This is a genomic window from Pseudaestuariivita rosea (assembly GCF_017592335.1).
Classification (GTDB): domain Bacteria; phylum Pseudomonadota; class Alphaproteobacteria; order Rhodobacterales; family Rhodobacteraceae; genus Parasulfitobacter; species Parasulfitobacter rosea.
Genome location: NZ_JACNMP010000013.1, coordinates 78,959 through 92,420 on the forward strand (window position 1 = coordinate 78,959; position 13,462 = coordinate 92,420).

The 13,462-nt window shown below is 51.7% G+C and carries 12 protein-coding genes and 2 pseudogenes; 11 read left to right on the forward strand and 3 right to left on the reverse strand.

All coding sequences use genetic code 11. From position 1 onward, the window contains the following. Positions 1-111 precede the first annotated feature (111 nt). The 6 genes from H7848_RS10820 (at position 112) to H7848_RS10845 (ending at position 3,749) form a co-directional block, all read left to right on the forward strand. The gene (locus H7848_RS10820) at positions 112-696 is read left to right on the forward strand and encodes a hypothetical protein (protein WP_208351143.1); all 585 of its coding nucleotides are present in this window, start codon (positions 112-114) and stop codon (positions 694-696) included. Between the two features lie 180 nt (positions 697-876). Next, on the forward strand, positions 877-1,482 hold the full coding sequence (locus tag H7848_RS10825) for a Mu transposase C-terminal domain-containing protein (RefSeq protein ID WP_208351150.1): 606 nt from the start codon (positions 877-879) through the stop codon (positions 1,480-1,482). Continuing rightward, complete coding sequence (locus H7848_RS10830; protein ID WP_208351156.1) at positions 1,479-2,063, forward strand: TniB family NTP-binding protein; 585 nt, start codon at positions 1,479-1,481, stop codon at positions 2,061-2,063. Before H7848_RS10825 ends, H7848_RS10830 begins: the two co-directional genes overlap by 4 nt. Positions 2,064-2,195: 132 nt before the next feature. Then, the gene (locus tag H7848_RS10835) at positions 2,196-2,345 is read left to right on the forward strand and encodes a hypothetical protein (RefSeq protein ID WP_208351157.1); all 150 of its coding nucleotides are present in this window, start codon (positions 2,196-2,198) and stop codon (positions 2,343-2,345) included. Then, on the forward strand, positions 2,345-3,436 hold the full coding sequence (locus H7848_RS10840) for a TniQ family protein (protein ID WP_208351166.1): 1,092 nt from the start codon (positions 2,345-2,347) through the stop codon (positions 3,434-3,436). The genes H7848_RS10835 and H7848_RS10840 overlap by 1 nt, the downstream gene beginning before the upstream one ends. 1 nt (position 3,437) lies before the next feature. Beyond that, positions 3,438-3,749, forward strand: coding sequence for a hypothetical protein (locus tag H7848_RS10845; RefSeq protein WP_208351167.1), 312 nt, complete (start codon positions 3,438-3,440; stop codon positions 3,747-3,749). Between the two features lie 179 nt (positions 3,750-3,928). Here the strand turns inward: H7848_RS10845 and H7848_RS10850 are convergent. Together H7848_RS10850 and H7848_RS10855 are read right to left on the reverse strand one after the other, a co-directional pair. Next, positions 3,929-5,368: pseudogene (locus H7848_RS10850) on the reverse strand (Tn3 family transposase); the annotation flags it as partial. A gap of 788 nt (positions 5,369-6,156) precedes the next feature. After that, entirely contained in the window at positions 6,157-6,792 is a 636-nt protein-coding gene (locus H7848_RS10855; RefSeq protein WP_208351168.1) for a hypothetical protein, read from the reverse strand. A gap of 354 nt (positions 6,793-7,146) precedes the next feature. Here H7848_RS10855 and H7848_RS10860 point away from each other — a divergent pair, with 354 nt between their 5' ends. The 5 genes and pseudogenes from H7848_RS10860 (at position 7,147) to H7848_RS19850 (ending at position 11,058) form a co-directional block, all read left to right on the forward strand. After that, a complete protein-coding gene (locus tag H7848_RS10860) occupies positions 7,147-7,368 on the forward strand; it encodes a helix-turn-helix domain-containing protein (RefSeq protein WP_336512086.1) in 222 nt (73 codons plus the stop codon). A 157-nt stretch (positions 7,369-7,525) separates the two neighbouring features. Next, entirely contained in the window at positions 7,526-9,121 is a 1,596-nt protein-coding gene (locus H7848_RS10865) for a Mu transposase C-terminal domain-containing protein (RefSeq protein ID WP_208351177.1), read from the forward strand. Between the two features lie 40 nt (positions 9,122-9,161). Then, positions 9,162-9,986, forward strand: a complete 825-nt coding sequence (locus tag H7848_RS10870; RefSeq protein ID WP_208351181.1) for a TniB family NTP-binding protein — start codon at positions 9,162-9,164, stop codon at positions 9,984-9,986. After that, positions 9,979-10,443 (forward strand): annotated as a pseudogene (locus tag H7848_RS20320) (TniQ family protein); the annotation flags it as partial. The gene H7848_RS10870 and the pseudogene H7848_RS20320, both read left to right, overlap by 8 nt. A gap of 78 nt (positions 10,444-10,521) precedes the next feature. Next, on the forward strand, positions 10,522-11,058 hold the full coding sequence (locus tag H7848_RS19850; RefSeq protein WP_237072698.1) for a hypothetical protein: 537 nt from the start codon (positions 10,522-10,524) through the stop codon (positions 11,056-11,058). A 124-nt stretch (positions 11,059-11,182) separates the two neighbouring features. Here H7848_RS19850 and H7848_RS10880 read toward each other — a convergent pair whose 3' ends face one another. Further along, positions 11,183-13,069 carry a methyl-accepting chemotaxis protein gene (locus H7848_RS10880; protein WP_208351185.1) on the reverse strand — a complete coding sequence of 629 codons (1,887 nt, stop codon included), beginning with the start codon at positions 13,067-13,069 and terminating at the stop codon, positions 11,183-11,185. Positions 13,070-13,462 lie beyond the last annotated feature (393 nt).

A 13,462-nucleotide genomic window follows, 5' to 3' on the forward strand; every position in this document is an offset into this window, starting at 1 on the left:
TTTTGCCGTGATCACCGCTGCTCAAAATCCACCGCATATCGATGGTTAGCACTAGCGAGAACGGATGATCGGGCAAGTGTTCTGCGTCGGTCAAAACCTGGCCGCAAGCCGATGAGTATCATGCTCAGCGAGCATCATGAGCAAGTAATCCAACAGGTGCTTCGCAAAGAATTCCTGGTACGGAATGGATCATCGGTCGGCGGCGTTCTGGGTTCCATTAACACCGAACTAGAGGGCAGGGGGCTTCACAAGGTCAGCAAGTCTACCATTCAGCGACGGATCGAAACCATCCAGGATCGGTACCTCAAACGAAAACGCGTCGGAAGTACGGCAGCAAGGCAAGCGTTCCAGATCATTCGAGGCCGCTACGAAGTAAAGGACTCGTTGGCGGTTGTTCAGATCGACCACACGCTGTTGGACATCATCGTTGTCGATCAAATCTCTAAAGATCCAATCGGTCGCCCTTATCTCACCGTACTTCTTGATATTGCTACGCGAATGCCGACCGGCATCTACCTATCTATGGACGCACCATCGGCGGTAAATCTGATGATGGCGTTTCAGAGGGCCGTATTTCCAAAGGCTGACTATCTCCGCCAGATGGGCATTGACTTGGAATGGCCTGCCCATGGGCTTCCACTTGTTATCAGCAGCGACAACGGAAGCGATCTGAAATCGAAAGCATTCAATCGTTGACTTGCTCTATACGGTGTCGAACATGTCTTCCGGCCCGTCGCCCAGCCTCATCTCGGCGGGCATGTCGAGCGGTTCATCGGTACGATCCAAAAATTCGTCCATACACTGCCTGGAACCACTTTCTCCAACGTACAGCAAAAGGGAACATACAATTCAGAACAGCGCGCCCAGCTGACACTGTTGCAGGTTGAGAAACTCATCACCCTGTTCATCCTGCAGCAGCACGTTCATAGGAGCAATCGTCGAATCCAAACGACACCGATGAACGCTTGGACTGCAAATTGGCATGAACAGGGCTTATTGCCACGACTACCTCAAGAACCTGATCGTTTTCGCCTCGACTTCTTGCCGTTCAAGATCTTGGGCATCCAACGCGAAGGTTTGGAACTCTTTGGGATGTTCTATCGCTCCGAACATCTTCAAAAAATGAAGAACTGCGGTGTGCGGAAAGTGACCGTCAAATATGACCCGACCGACATTCGAACTGTCCATTTTTCTGCGGATGATCGCATCTATTATGGTGCAAGAGCCGAGCATTATCCACGCTACCCACTTGCCCATCACGAATGGAAAGAGCTAATCAGACGCCGCAAAGAACGTCTCAATCAGAACCTTCAAACGCCAGACCCGGCAACGGCCCACAACTTCAAGAAGCAGATTCTGGCAGAGGCCGCCAAACCGCGTCGAGCAACGCAGAAACCCTTTGATCGGTCGTTTTGCGCCGGGGTAGATATTCGGAATCTTCATCGCAGAGCCAGCGCCTTCAACAGGGGCGGTGAGCAATGAGTCGTCGCTCTACGCAACGCTTCGCGGACATGTCGCAGGCGTCTGTTCCGGAACGTCTGGACTTCATCAAGGCTGGCGCGATTTTCGAGACAAGCGCCCGTCGAGCATTCAAAGATCACCTCAAGGACATGGTGATTGCTCCCACACCTAGCGACGAAAAGCTGGTCTTCCTTACAGGTCCGGCAGGAATGGGGTTATCCAGTCTTCTCGCAGAGTTTTCAGGACAGTTCCCGCTGGCGGCGCATGGAGAAACCGGCCTTCTTTCGGCGCCAGTCATTAATGAACATATTCATCCAAGCGGAGAGATCATTGACTACTGCGACGAACTCCGTGCGTCTCTTGCGATCCCTGGCTATGGCCCGATGGTAAGACAGGTTTCGTTCCAGAAGACACTTCATCTGCTTGGCGCATTGAACACCAGAGTGGTCATTCTTGAGGACTTCCACCAGACCTATAATTTCAAGAAACATCAGATGGTCGCTTACCAGAACTTCGTTCATCATCTGATTTCGAAATACGATATCCGTGTCGTTCTCAGCGGCGCTCCACAGATCTGGCGGTGGGCAATGGATGACGAGTAAACGCTTGGACGATCCATACATCTACAGTATCGGGCATGGGCGCCCCATGATGATGATTTCATAGAGTTTCTTGAGGGCTTTGAGCAATGGTGCCCGGTTCAAAAAGGCCGTGCGCTGTCGAGTGATCCAAAGTTGCGTAAGGCCATCGTCTGGAAGACCCATGGCGTCTGCCGCGAAGTCATGCGGGAATTGATCGGTCTTGGCATTTTTGCAGTCGCCTCCGGCAGTGAGCGTTTGGATATGGAAACGTGGGTTGCGTTCCGCGACCGAGACCTGGGCTGATGCGGGTGACGCCATACGCACTTGAAAGCCTATCGTCGTTCATAAATCGTGCAGCATCCATACAGCCAATGGATGTCCGCACATATCTGAGAACGGTGCTTTCGCCCGCATCCTCGGATCAGTACATGAACATCCCAACCGATCTGGATGCGCTGGCAGACGGGCCTTTTCTGGGACAGCTAAATGCTGCACTCGACCCGCAAAAACGCCGATTGGCGATGATGACTTTGCAGGGTGCGGAGCCTGGTATCCACACAAAGTGGCTCAGGCGGGCAGGGGGGTGCAACATAGACGGCCGCGATCACTTTGGCGCGGAGCCGAAGTTGGCATGGTGTCCAAGGTGCCTTCTCAGAGACCAGCTTGATGGACATGATCAGTTTCTTCGTCTGTCGTGGCGGCTGATCACAAGGACCTTTTGCACGGTCCACCGAAGGCCACTTACCACGCATTGCCTAGCTTGCAACAGTCGGGAAGCTGGACCGGCATTTGCATTTGATGGCCGCATCGTATCGCTTACTTGCAGTGCTTGCGGCTCAGTCTATGCCAGCCAACTCGGCCTTCCGGATATGTCCGGCACTACAGTGCTTGAAATCAAAGACAACCAGCGGGTACAGGTGGCTTGGAATGGCACAGTTCAGTTGGAACACGCACTGCAAAGAGGTCTTTCGGAACGATCAAAGGCAAAGAATAAGCGCGAGTTCCATGACTTTGCTTTCGCCTTTGCGAACATGTTGATGAAGGCTGATGGGCATCGCAATGCACCGATCGACTTATTCGTCAGTGCTGCGTTCCCGGCGCGCCGCAATCCCGGCAACATTACATCCATGGACAGACCATACCGCGCATCTTCCATTGCCGTCCGACGCAAAACGCATGGACTGATGGCTGCGCTGTTCAAATGCCGTGTGAATCTGTTCGCCATCAAGGGGCTACAACAGGAACGGTGGGGTAGGGAGCAATTCAGATTTCAGTGCAGTAGCTCGCGACCTTGCGCCGCGCGCCGTACGCTGCTACGTGCTGTACGCGGAACACCGTCTGTTTTCTGCATCGTCCGGAGCGTTGCCTGCTTGGGCATCACTTGGACATGGTGACATGTGGGGTATGCCGCCGCTTGCGGGCCAGCCTGGAAAGCTCGGCTGCGGTACACTGAGCCACGAGGTTGCCGACCCAACCGCACCTTCCAGCCCGACGGAAATCGGTACAAAGATTATCGAAGCTTACGTTAAACACTACTCCGCTTTTGTCGAACTTTTTGATTCGCGTGTCGCATTTAATCATTGGACGCGTCTAAACTGCGCGTCTGAGTTTGTGAGGGAGCGTAACGTGTACATCGTCACGTCGGACAACGGTGCAGGTTTTAAATTCGCGCCACTTGTCGCAGCGCGTCTTTCAAAAGTCTTGTAATCAAGGTAGAACAACGGACCGATGGTGATACACCAAGCAAGCTTCCGTCAACTCGCCCCCTTTATTGGAACTGAAGTGTGCCTGTTTCATCGTAATGCTAACCCAAAATACTCGTCTAGATCACACTATAGAAGGGGTCTGATCCGGTAGGGGGCAGGATCGTACGTTAGCGTCGATTGTCATCGCATTTTCCACCTGTATTCGCCCGTGAGCAAAATATGTGCCCATCCGAGAGGTGAGATGTGTGACAGAAGCTCTGGTAAGCAGTCCAGGCCCGCGCGATTTCGCGCGGCTACGGCATGTCCCAGGTGCTTGGTATTCCAGTAGATGATGATCGCAGCTAGTAGGTTCAGTCCAGCCATGCGATAGTGCTGGCCTTCGGCGGTCCGGTCGCGGATTTCACCCTGACGGCCAATGCGCAAAGCGTTTTTCAAGGCGTGATGCGCTTCACCTTTGTTGAGGCCGATCTGGGCGCGACGCTGCATATCGGCATCGAGCAACCAGTCGATGATGAACAACGTCCGTTCAATTTTGCCGGTCTCGCGTAGAGCGAGCGCGAGTTCATGTTGACGCGGATATGATGCAAACTTTCGCAGGAGTTGGCTGGGCGGCATGACGCCTGCTGCCATTGTGGCAACGGAGCGCAAGATATCGGGCCAGTTTTTGATGATCAGTTTTTCCCTGATCTTGCCACCAATCAACCCGCGCAATTCCTGCAGTGCTGACGCTGGATCAAAGTGGTAGAGCCGCTTTGATGGCAGGTCTCGGATGCGGGGAATGAAGCGATAGGAAAGCAATGCAGTTACGGCAAACACGTGATCGGTGAAGCCTCAGGTATCGGCGTACTGTTCCTTTATCCGACGACCCGTCTCGTTCATCAGCAACCCGTCGAGGATATAGGGTGCTTCATTGACGGTAGCCGGAATGTTCTGGGTAGCAAACGGTCCAAACTGGTCGGAGACATGGGTATAGGCCTTCAAACCCGGTTCGTTTCCATATTTTGCATTGATCAGGTTCATCGCTTCGCCGTGACGGGCCGCTGGGAAAAACTGCCCATCGCTCGATGCAGTAACGCCGCCGCCCCAGTACCGTGCCATGGGCAGTTTTGATTGTGCTGCAATGACCATTGCCAAGGCTTTATTGATGGCATCGCTTTCAACATGCCAGCGCGAGAGGCGGGACAGCTGGAAGTAATCATGAGAGCTGGTGGCTTCGGCCATCTTGCTCAGCCCGAGATTCACGCCTTCGGCCAGGAGAACATTCAGAAGACCAATGCGATCCTTACATGGCGCGCCAGTACGCAGATGTGTAAAGCTGTCGGTGAACCCGACATCATCGTCCGCCTCCTGCAACAGGTCCGTAATCCGCACTGGAGGCTGGCGGCTGTACAGATCGAGAACCAACTCTTGGGCGTTCTCTGGTGTTGCCGCCGTCAACCGGTCCACTTTGAGAACACCGTTTTCGATTGATCCGCCTGGGATCGCACCGGTGCGGGCGGCTTTGGCGAGACGCTTCATGCCATCAACAAGGCGCGTCTTCCGATCTGCAAGCCAAGCCTCCGGCTCAAAGGGAATAGTCAGACGCGGCGATGCTTTTGCAGCTTCCAGTGGCACAGACGCCTATATTTCTCGCTGGTTCAGAGATATGAAAATAGGCTCGGAGTCGTCGCTTACATCAATCTGCGAGAGTTGATGCGGACGCTAACGTACGATCCTGCCCTCTACCGGAGCAGACCCCAGATGGTCCTTTCGACGCTTACCAAATTCAGGCTGCGATTCCACCGGACTTCCCATGGCAAGAGCCCGTAGTCTTTGAAACTGGCGGCCGAATACCGAAAATCGCTGACAGGCACGTTTTTGAGGATAACGAGAACTGTTGCTTGGGCGTTTGGGAAGAGTGGTTATTCAAATCGCCGGATCGATCTGCTTCCTCATTTCTAACGGGCCCACTTCACGACTACTTTCTAAGCCAATGTTGGTATGAAGCAACTGGTGAATGGCCTTTTGGCGATCGCTCTCATGGCAGCCTCGGTGTGCTCGAAGGATTTAGCGAATTGCTGGGCATTGCTGTGGATCGGCGACAGGTGATATCTCATTTGAAATTGCTCGCCCGAGAAAACGTCAAAGGTCATGTAGCTTGTCCCTGTGGCAGCGGCAAACGTCTCCGCAATTGCCACGTTGCTAGACTCACCGGCTTACGGGAGTGGATGTTGCCCCATATGGCAAAGAGGATGCTCGACCGAATCCAGGAGTAGTCAAGGGCTTTTTTGAGATTTGATTGATCGAGTTTTTCTTGAGCGTTGCTCAACATTCGGCCAGCATAACCAGTGTTGTCCTCTTTTTGGTATTTGCGTGTTTTGGTTCGCGGGCGCAACAAATGACCGCTTCCCGCCGTTCGATGTCTGATTTTACATCAACCTACTCGCGATTCGTGTCGAAAAACCCTGCGCATTTAGGACGTAGGAGTGTGGTGAAATCTCTTGGAATGGATTACCTTCGTCGGTTTTGATTTGCAGATCATACTCGTCTGCAATCCCATATATCGAGCGGATGTGACCGTAGCCTGACAAGGCGAACACTGCTTTAGGATGCAATCCCCATGCCAACTGGCGGGCGATACCGGCACGCCTAAGCCCCGAGAATCCAAGCGCTTTTATTCCAGTATCTGAGAAGTACTTATCGAAAATAGCTGCCGCTGTTGTTCTACCAATACATCGATCAAACACATCGTAGCGGTTTGAGTGCAACGCAGGAAACATTTTGGCGTCTGCTCCGAAAAGACAGCCAGATGCACGCAACTTCTTAAGCCACACGAAGAGGCGCTTAGCAGACGATTCAAATAGGATATGCGGTTTGCCGTCGACATGTACGACATTCCGACAAGTTAACTTCCTGGCCGAACCGCCTATCTTTGCCGCAACGATGGTGCCGTTGTCGCCGATCGACACGGCAAGCAATTTCTCTATCGGACAGGCGGCCTCGTAACAGACCGAAAGTAACGCCCTGTCTCGAAAATCCAACAAGCTGGTAGGGCGGGAACGCATCAAAGCAGCCCTGATGGTCCGGTCTTCATGTAGGATTCGGACGTTGTTACAGTCGACGAGCGTCATTGGTTCCGCAACTGACTGAACGTATTTTCACGGTACATCTTCATCTTACCGTCATTTCCATGATTTGTGTAAAGTACAGATCGTGCGCCTGCATTCTACACATCTTGAGAAACTTAGGAAAATCTGATGCTTAAGCCGGCCTTGCCATTGCACACAGATCGACTGGACTGAAATCAGTTGCGTTTATAAAATAGCTCTTTTGCAAGGTGTGTAGTATTGAAATAAATTGTTGCATTATCAGCGCCTTAATTGTGACTATTGAAGTAGTCTAATCGGCGAGGTGGCACGGTGCTGAAAGAGGAAATAAGGGCTGAACTCTCCAAGCGGGGAGTCACATTTAAACAGATAGCGGCGGAGCAAGAAGTGGCCCCCGCAACCGTATCAATCGTTTTCAAGGGCGATCGGCGATCCAGACGCATTGAACAGGCGATAGCTGACAAGCTTGGAAAGAGTGCCAGCGAACTCTTTCCCGAGCGCTACCAGGGAAGGGAGGATGTTCAAATGTCCTAGCGACAAAAGAAAAAGCCTATGCGTCAACATAGGCTTCCCATCTGATGATCAGATAGCGGTTGGTTCCCGTTCCGGATGATCATCTCACAATGCTTCCAAAAGTCAACTGCCGCTTGTTTTGGCGGGCAGGGGAGTTTTGCCAAAGGAGGAAATTGGCATGATCCTGGACCCCATTTCTGAACATGAACTTGCTCGTGCAACGAAGATCTCTGGCGCGCTCTGGAGATACGTACGCGGAGAACCCTTGACTGGGTCGGCGCAACGGGACCTTTGTCGAGAACTGAACTGCTCCCGTTCAACACTGTTTCGATACGTGGCGGATCTGAAACGCACCCAGTCTGCCTCGGCGCTTGTTCCGAAAAAGCGGGGGAGGAAGCCACTCAGCCGGTTTCTTACCGATGATCATGAAGACGCTTTGGAGTACTGCATCGTGCACTACTTTCTGACACGAGAACGGCAAAGCATGGGTGAGCTGATCCGCCGTGTGCACGTAGAATTTCAAAAACGCGGACTTTCCCCGGTTGCGCGCAAGGCAGTTATTGCACGGCTGAATGAAATCGCGCCGCGTGACGTCGTCAAAAAGCGGGAAGGCGCACGCGCTGCGCGGGAACGCTTCGAAATCATACACAAACACTATACTGCGGAACGTCCGCTTGCCGTCATGCAGATTGACCATACCCGTCTTGATGCAATGGCAGTCGATCCCGAGGTTGTCGAAGTGCTTGGACGCCCAACGCTGACATACTGCATCGACGTTTACAGCCGCGTCATCTGTGGTTTCCTGATAGGATTTGAGCCTCCGAGTGCGAAGACACTGATGCGGGCGTTTTCCTTGGCGGTACGTCCAAAATCGCACCTATTGAAGGCGTTGCATCTGCGGGGCCATTGGCCCGTCTTTGGCATTCCTGAGGCCGTTCATACAGACAATGGCGGTGATTTGACATCTAACGCTTTTACCAATGGCCTAGCCAATTTCGGGATTGAACATCTAAGACGTCCAGTGCGTCGTCCTGAATGGGGCGGGCATATCGAACGTTTCATGCGTACTGGCAATTCTTTGTTTCACAGCCTGCCAGGAACGACCGGTTCAAATGTTGTAGATCGAGGATCACGAGACCCAAGAAAGCAGGCGTGTCTGTCACTTGATGATCTACGTCGGCTTCTCGCCAGCTACATATGTGATGTGTATCATAAGGAAGACCATAGCAGCTTAGGAGAACCGCCGCTTCGGCGTTGGCAGCGATATTGGAAACAAGTGGGAGAGCAACCACGCTTGCCCAAGAATATGGAAACCTTTGACCGTCATTTTTTGCCTTCTGAGACTCGAAAGATCGCCAAATATGGCTTGAGATTCAATCACCTCTACTATCGATCAAAAGCGCTCCAAAAGATGCGCGACTGTGGCGTTCAATCAGTGCGCTTCAAGTATGATCCAGACGACGTGCGTCAGGTCTACGTGGAAGGTAACAACGGCTCGTTTGACAGCGTTCCCTGCGAAAAGCGATTTCACAGGGCAATCTCATTTACAGAGCACGCACTGCTGCGTGATTGGACGGACACCAATACGAACCGATGGTCCGACGCAGATTTACTGCGGCACTACCAACTCCGCGACGAAATTGTGGGTAACGCGAAGCGCCGCAAACGTATCCAAAGAAAATCTGATCAGGGTGTCCGTACATCTTCAACCGGGGCGCTGAGACCAAATGCTCTGAACTTGATGCGCTCTGGGGGGCAGGGCGATGACCTTTGAGCATCTGTCACCGCGTTCGCGGGTAGTTGCGGGGCAGGGGGTGTCTGAACGCGTGGCCTACCTGCGTGAGTTACCGTATATTCCAATTGAGCCAATGGATCAGGTTGAAAAATGGCTCCACGAGGCAGTGGTGACGCATGTGGCTTGGCCACTGAAACCAATCAGTTTCTTGTTAGCTCCAAATGGAATGGGCGCTCGATCTATGGTTGGTCGGTTAGTATCCGCCTTTCCTGCTTGCCCCGCCAACGATCAGCGCATAGCCGGACGTTCAATCGTCGTCGCACATATTCCATCGAAGGGCAGCTTGCGTGAGATAGGTGCAGAGGTCTGTGAATTCACCGGCGCGCCCCATCATCACATTGGTGGCTCCTCGCCCGATACCACGGGATGGCTGAAACTGCTTGATCGAATTGGAACCCGCATGCTGATCCTGAAAGACATGCAAGCGTTGAGTTGTCTTTCAAAGTCGCATCAAGGCCCGGTTTTGAATCTGGTGAGAACCGCTACATCGCGATACGGAATGCAAGTTGCGCTGATTGGCCCACCCGAGTTGCGGCCGATCGTCATGAACGACTCGCAGCTAGCAGATCGCACGCAATTGATCGAAGTCATGCCGTTCAAGGCTTCCGATCCTGCACTCACGCGGTTCTTAGAGGCTTTTCAACACTGGTGTCCGCTCCGTCGAACGTCTGATCTGTGCGACGATCACGGTTTGCGCAAAGCACTCGTGCGCCGCACAGGTGGGACTGCGCGCAACATGCTGGATGTGCTGACCCGATTGGGTGCATTTGCCATCTATAGCGCTGAAGAACGGATCACCTACGAACTCTGGCGGGACTATTTCTCACGCGCAGAATATGCTTGAACGATCACTCCCAGTCACGGTCGCACCAATTAAGGGCGAATGTCTCAAATCGTTTCTGCACCGTTCGGCAAGCGTTTATGGGGTATCGGCCAATCGGCTTTTGGAGCATTGCTTCGGCGTTCGGGGGCAGGGTGGCACGTCAAGTGCAACTCATCCCGTCGATAGGCTGACGGTTCAATTGGACCTCGAAGCTCTTAAGAAACTTTCGGAGTCTCTGCGCATTTCTAAGAGCGACTTGAGTGGAATGACGCTGAAGGCCCAATTTCCATCTATCGGCGCACGATCTGTGGCACAGACTGCCGCAGGCAAGAACCCTGAGACAAAGGAAGAAACATCGAACGAACAGCTGCAGTTTGGCTGGTGTCCACTTTGCTTGATAGAGGATAGAGCGGAAGGTGGACATCACTTTTTGCGTCTCGAATGGTCGCTAGCCAGCAGCACCATATGTCAGCTTCACCAGCGACCACTAATTGGGCGCTGCCAGACATGCTACCATTTTGTGCCAAGCCCAGATTACGCCCTATATCGGGATCAGATGGCACTGATCTGCCCACATTGCCATACGCCGCTCGATGGGCGTCTGGGGTATGATTTTGTTGCCGACACACATGCACATGATTGGAATGCAGATTCAGTTCTGCACACGGCCTGGAACATGATCGCAAAGTATGAGCAGTTCTTTCTTAATGTCGTCAAAGGGCGGGCAGGGCGTTCAAAAGGGCAGCGTATCCTCTCAGAGTTCTCTGCCTTGCTCGACTTGTTGCTGCAGGCTGAGAGCCCCAATCATCTGCGTCCCATCGACATGTTCAACAGCACTTATTTTCCATCGATAACAAAGCTTGGCTTCGCGACACGCCATCTTCAGCATCCATTTCATGTCTGTCATCTAGTCGAGCGCCGCAAAGCGCTGGCTATCGCCATCAGTATTCTGGAGGACGCATCCAATGTGTTTGGTTTTGAGAACGGCGCGACGCCACTACATCGGATCCGAGAACTAATGTCCCGTCATTATTCCTACAATCGCTTGGAAAGACACATCCTCAATATCGCCAGACTTGCGCTGCCGACGTAAGCAGCTTGATCGCTCTCGAGCTACAAATTGAGTCTCAAAATAGGAGTCCCATTTTTAAGGGACATTAACACCACATAATTATATAGGAATATTTTCGCATAATTGGTATTATGTTAATTAAATATTAACCTACAAGTCTTTCAGTTTTGACAGGTCCTTGATTTGTACCCCTATAATCACCACCCTCTCCACCAAATCTAGAAATAAGAACGGACAGTCTTTCGGCCTCTGAGTTCAGTGCATGACTTGCCGCGGTCGTTTCTTCGAACATGGCGACATTTCTTTGTGTCGTTTGGTCAAGCTGGTTCATTGCTGTGTTTATCTCTGCAATACCTGTCGACTGTTCTTTTGACGAGGTCGCAATATTTGACACATTCTTTGATATTTTCCGGATCGCGCTGACAATCGTTTGAAGTGCCGTACCTGCTTGCCCTACCAGTTCCACTCCATTCTGAACTTGGCTTCCGCTGGATGAGATCAACTGATTGATTTCTCTGGCAGCATCGGAAGAACGCTGCGCCAAAGCGCGAACTTCGGATGCGACAACTGCAAAACCACGGCCAGCATCGCCTGCGCGTGCCGCCTCAACACCCGCATTTAAGGCCAAAAGGTTGGTCTGGAAAGCAATGTCATCAATCACACTGATAATCTTTGCAATTTCGGTAGACGATTTTTCGATCTTGTCCATTGCGTTGATCGTTTGACCAACAATCTCATTGCCCTTTTCAGCCTCAAGAATTGTATTTTGAACCAAAGAGTTCGCATCATAGGCGCCATTTGAAGCCGATTGAACAGATGAAGTCAGCTCATCCAAAGCACTTGCTGTTTCTTCTAGGGTCGCAGCACTCGCTTCAGTCCGATGTGACAGATCGCTGGCCGCCGCCGATATTTCACCTGCATTTCGTGTGATTTTATCAGCACTATCAGAAATAGAACTAATAATATTATCAAGTGTTTGAACGGCATTGTTATAGTCGTTTCGCAGATTTTCATACGCATCAGCAAATTGCACGTTTATGCATGCACGAAGATTACCCTGCGCAAGTTTGTTCAGCCCTTTCGCCAGTTCGTTGACAACAAATGTCTGTTCCGCCAGTCGCTCTCTTCTTTCTTCTTCGGCTGCCTGACGCTCTGCTGCCAAAGCTGCTTCTTCCAGCTCTTTCATGCGCTGTGTCTCACGCTCGTGTTCAATTGCGGCCTGTTGACGTGCCTTTTCCTCTTCAGCCAAACGCCGCTCGGTTTCCTCGCGCTCTTTTTTCGCGGCCTCTTCCTGCTTTTGAAGACGCCCTTTTTCGATGATGTTTTCCCGGAATATCTCTAACGAGCGACCCAGACTGCCCAGTTCATCATTACGACGCGCGCTTTCGATCGAAAATTCAAGATCGCCGTCACGTATCCGTGTAATATCCTGCACGATTTGGTTCAGCGGCTTTGTGACCGATCGTGCGATCAGGTAAACCAATCCACCGATCCCGACGAAAACCGCAATGCCAATCACAGCAGCCTGTATGTACGAAAGCAAAATTTCAGCTTTGATCGTAGTCTGATCAAAAATAACCAGAAGTTCGCCTACCATGCGATCGTCTTCGGTCCTCAACTGGGTTTTGGTGTAGACATAATCACCAATGGTCAGGCGGTCGGTACCCTCCTCCGCCTCAGCCAGTGCACTTAGCCCGCTTTCCCATTCATCTTTCGGATTTTCACCCTTAAGACGTTCAACAAATGCATTTCCGTCGGATAAAACCCGGGCGAAGGCAAAGAACTCCATCTGGTCAAATCCAGCCAGGGTTTGTTCGGCAAGATGTTCTTCGTAATCCCAAACTGCCGACGCCAGCGGAGCTGTTGCAAAAGTTTTCGACAAAACCAGTTCAGTTTCGAAAGATGCATTCATTTCATTGGCATATCTGTTCATCCAGAATACAGTATAAAGCGCGTCAAAAAGAAAAACCGCTGTAAGAATTGGCAGTAGCAGTTTTTGCGAGATGCTGAGATTTTGTACTTTTTTAAGCATTTTGAAGGGCCCGCTTGGCTGAGTTAGAGAACACAGGCTATGCCTAAGCCAGTGGAATTTAATTCGAGGTAAACAATTCAAATTGTATATTCTTAATTCGAACTAAATGGTCCATCTACGTTTACAATTTATTTGGGGTTTAGACGTCAAGCTATCGGCGAACGCTATCGACGAAGGAACCAAAATGAAGACGTTTTTCAGCAATAAGCTGTGCTGCGATCTCAGCGGTGTTCCACACCGTCCCATCCTCAAACTGGACCTGTCCTGGTTTCGTGCCGCCCCAAGTGCTCGTTTAAGCCCCTTCCGTTCGAATGCGACAGCCCAGTGCTGAGTGCCGTCGGCGCGGATTGTAGAAGCCGTTGATGTACTGGAAGATGGCCGCTTCAGCCTGCT

Excerpts from the sequence above, each read along its gene's own strand:
- H7848_RS10820 (WP_208351143.1), top strand. The coding sequence starts at position 112 with ATGAGTATCATGCTCAGCGAGCATCATGAGCAAGTAATCCAACAGGTG.
- H7848_RS10830 (WP_208351156.1), top strand. The coding sequence starts at position 1,479 with ATGAGTCGTCGCTCTACGCAACGCTTCGCGGACATGTCGCAGGCGTCT.
- H7848_RS10840 (WP_208351166.1), top strand. The coding sequence starts at position 2,345 with ATGCGGGTGACGCCATACGCACTTGAAAGCCTATCGTCGTTCATAAAT.
- H7848_RS10845 (WP_208351167.1), top strand. The coding sequence starts at position 3,438 with ATGTGGGGTATGCCGCCGCTTGCGGGCCAGCCTGGAAAGCTCGGCTGC.
- H7848_RS10855 (WP_208351168.1), bottom strand. The coding sequence starts at position 6,792 with ATGCGTTCCCGCCCTACCAGCTTGTTGGATTTTCGAGACAGGGCGTTA.
- H7848_RS10865 (WP_208351177.1), top strand. The coding sequence starts at position 7,526 with ATGATCCTGGACCCCATTTCTGAACATGAACTTGCTCGTGCAACGAAG.
- H7848_RS19850 (WP_237072698.1), top strand. The coding sequence starts at position 10,522 with ATGGCACTGATCTGCCCACATTGCCATACGCCGCTCGATGGGCGTCTG.
- H7848_RS10880 (WP_208351185.1), bottom strand. The coding sequence starts at position 13,069 with ATGCTTAAAAAAGTACAAAATCTCAGCATCTCGCAAAAACTGCTACTG.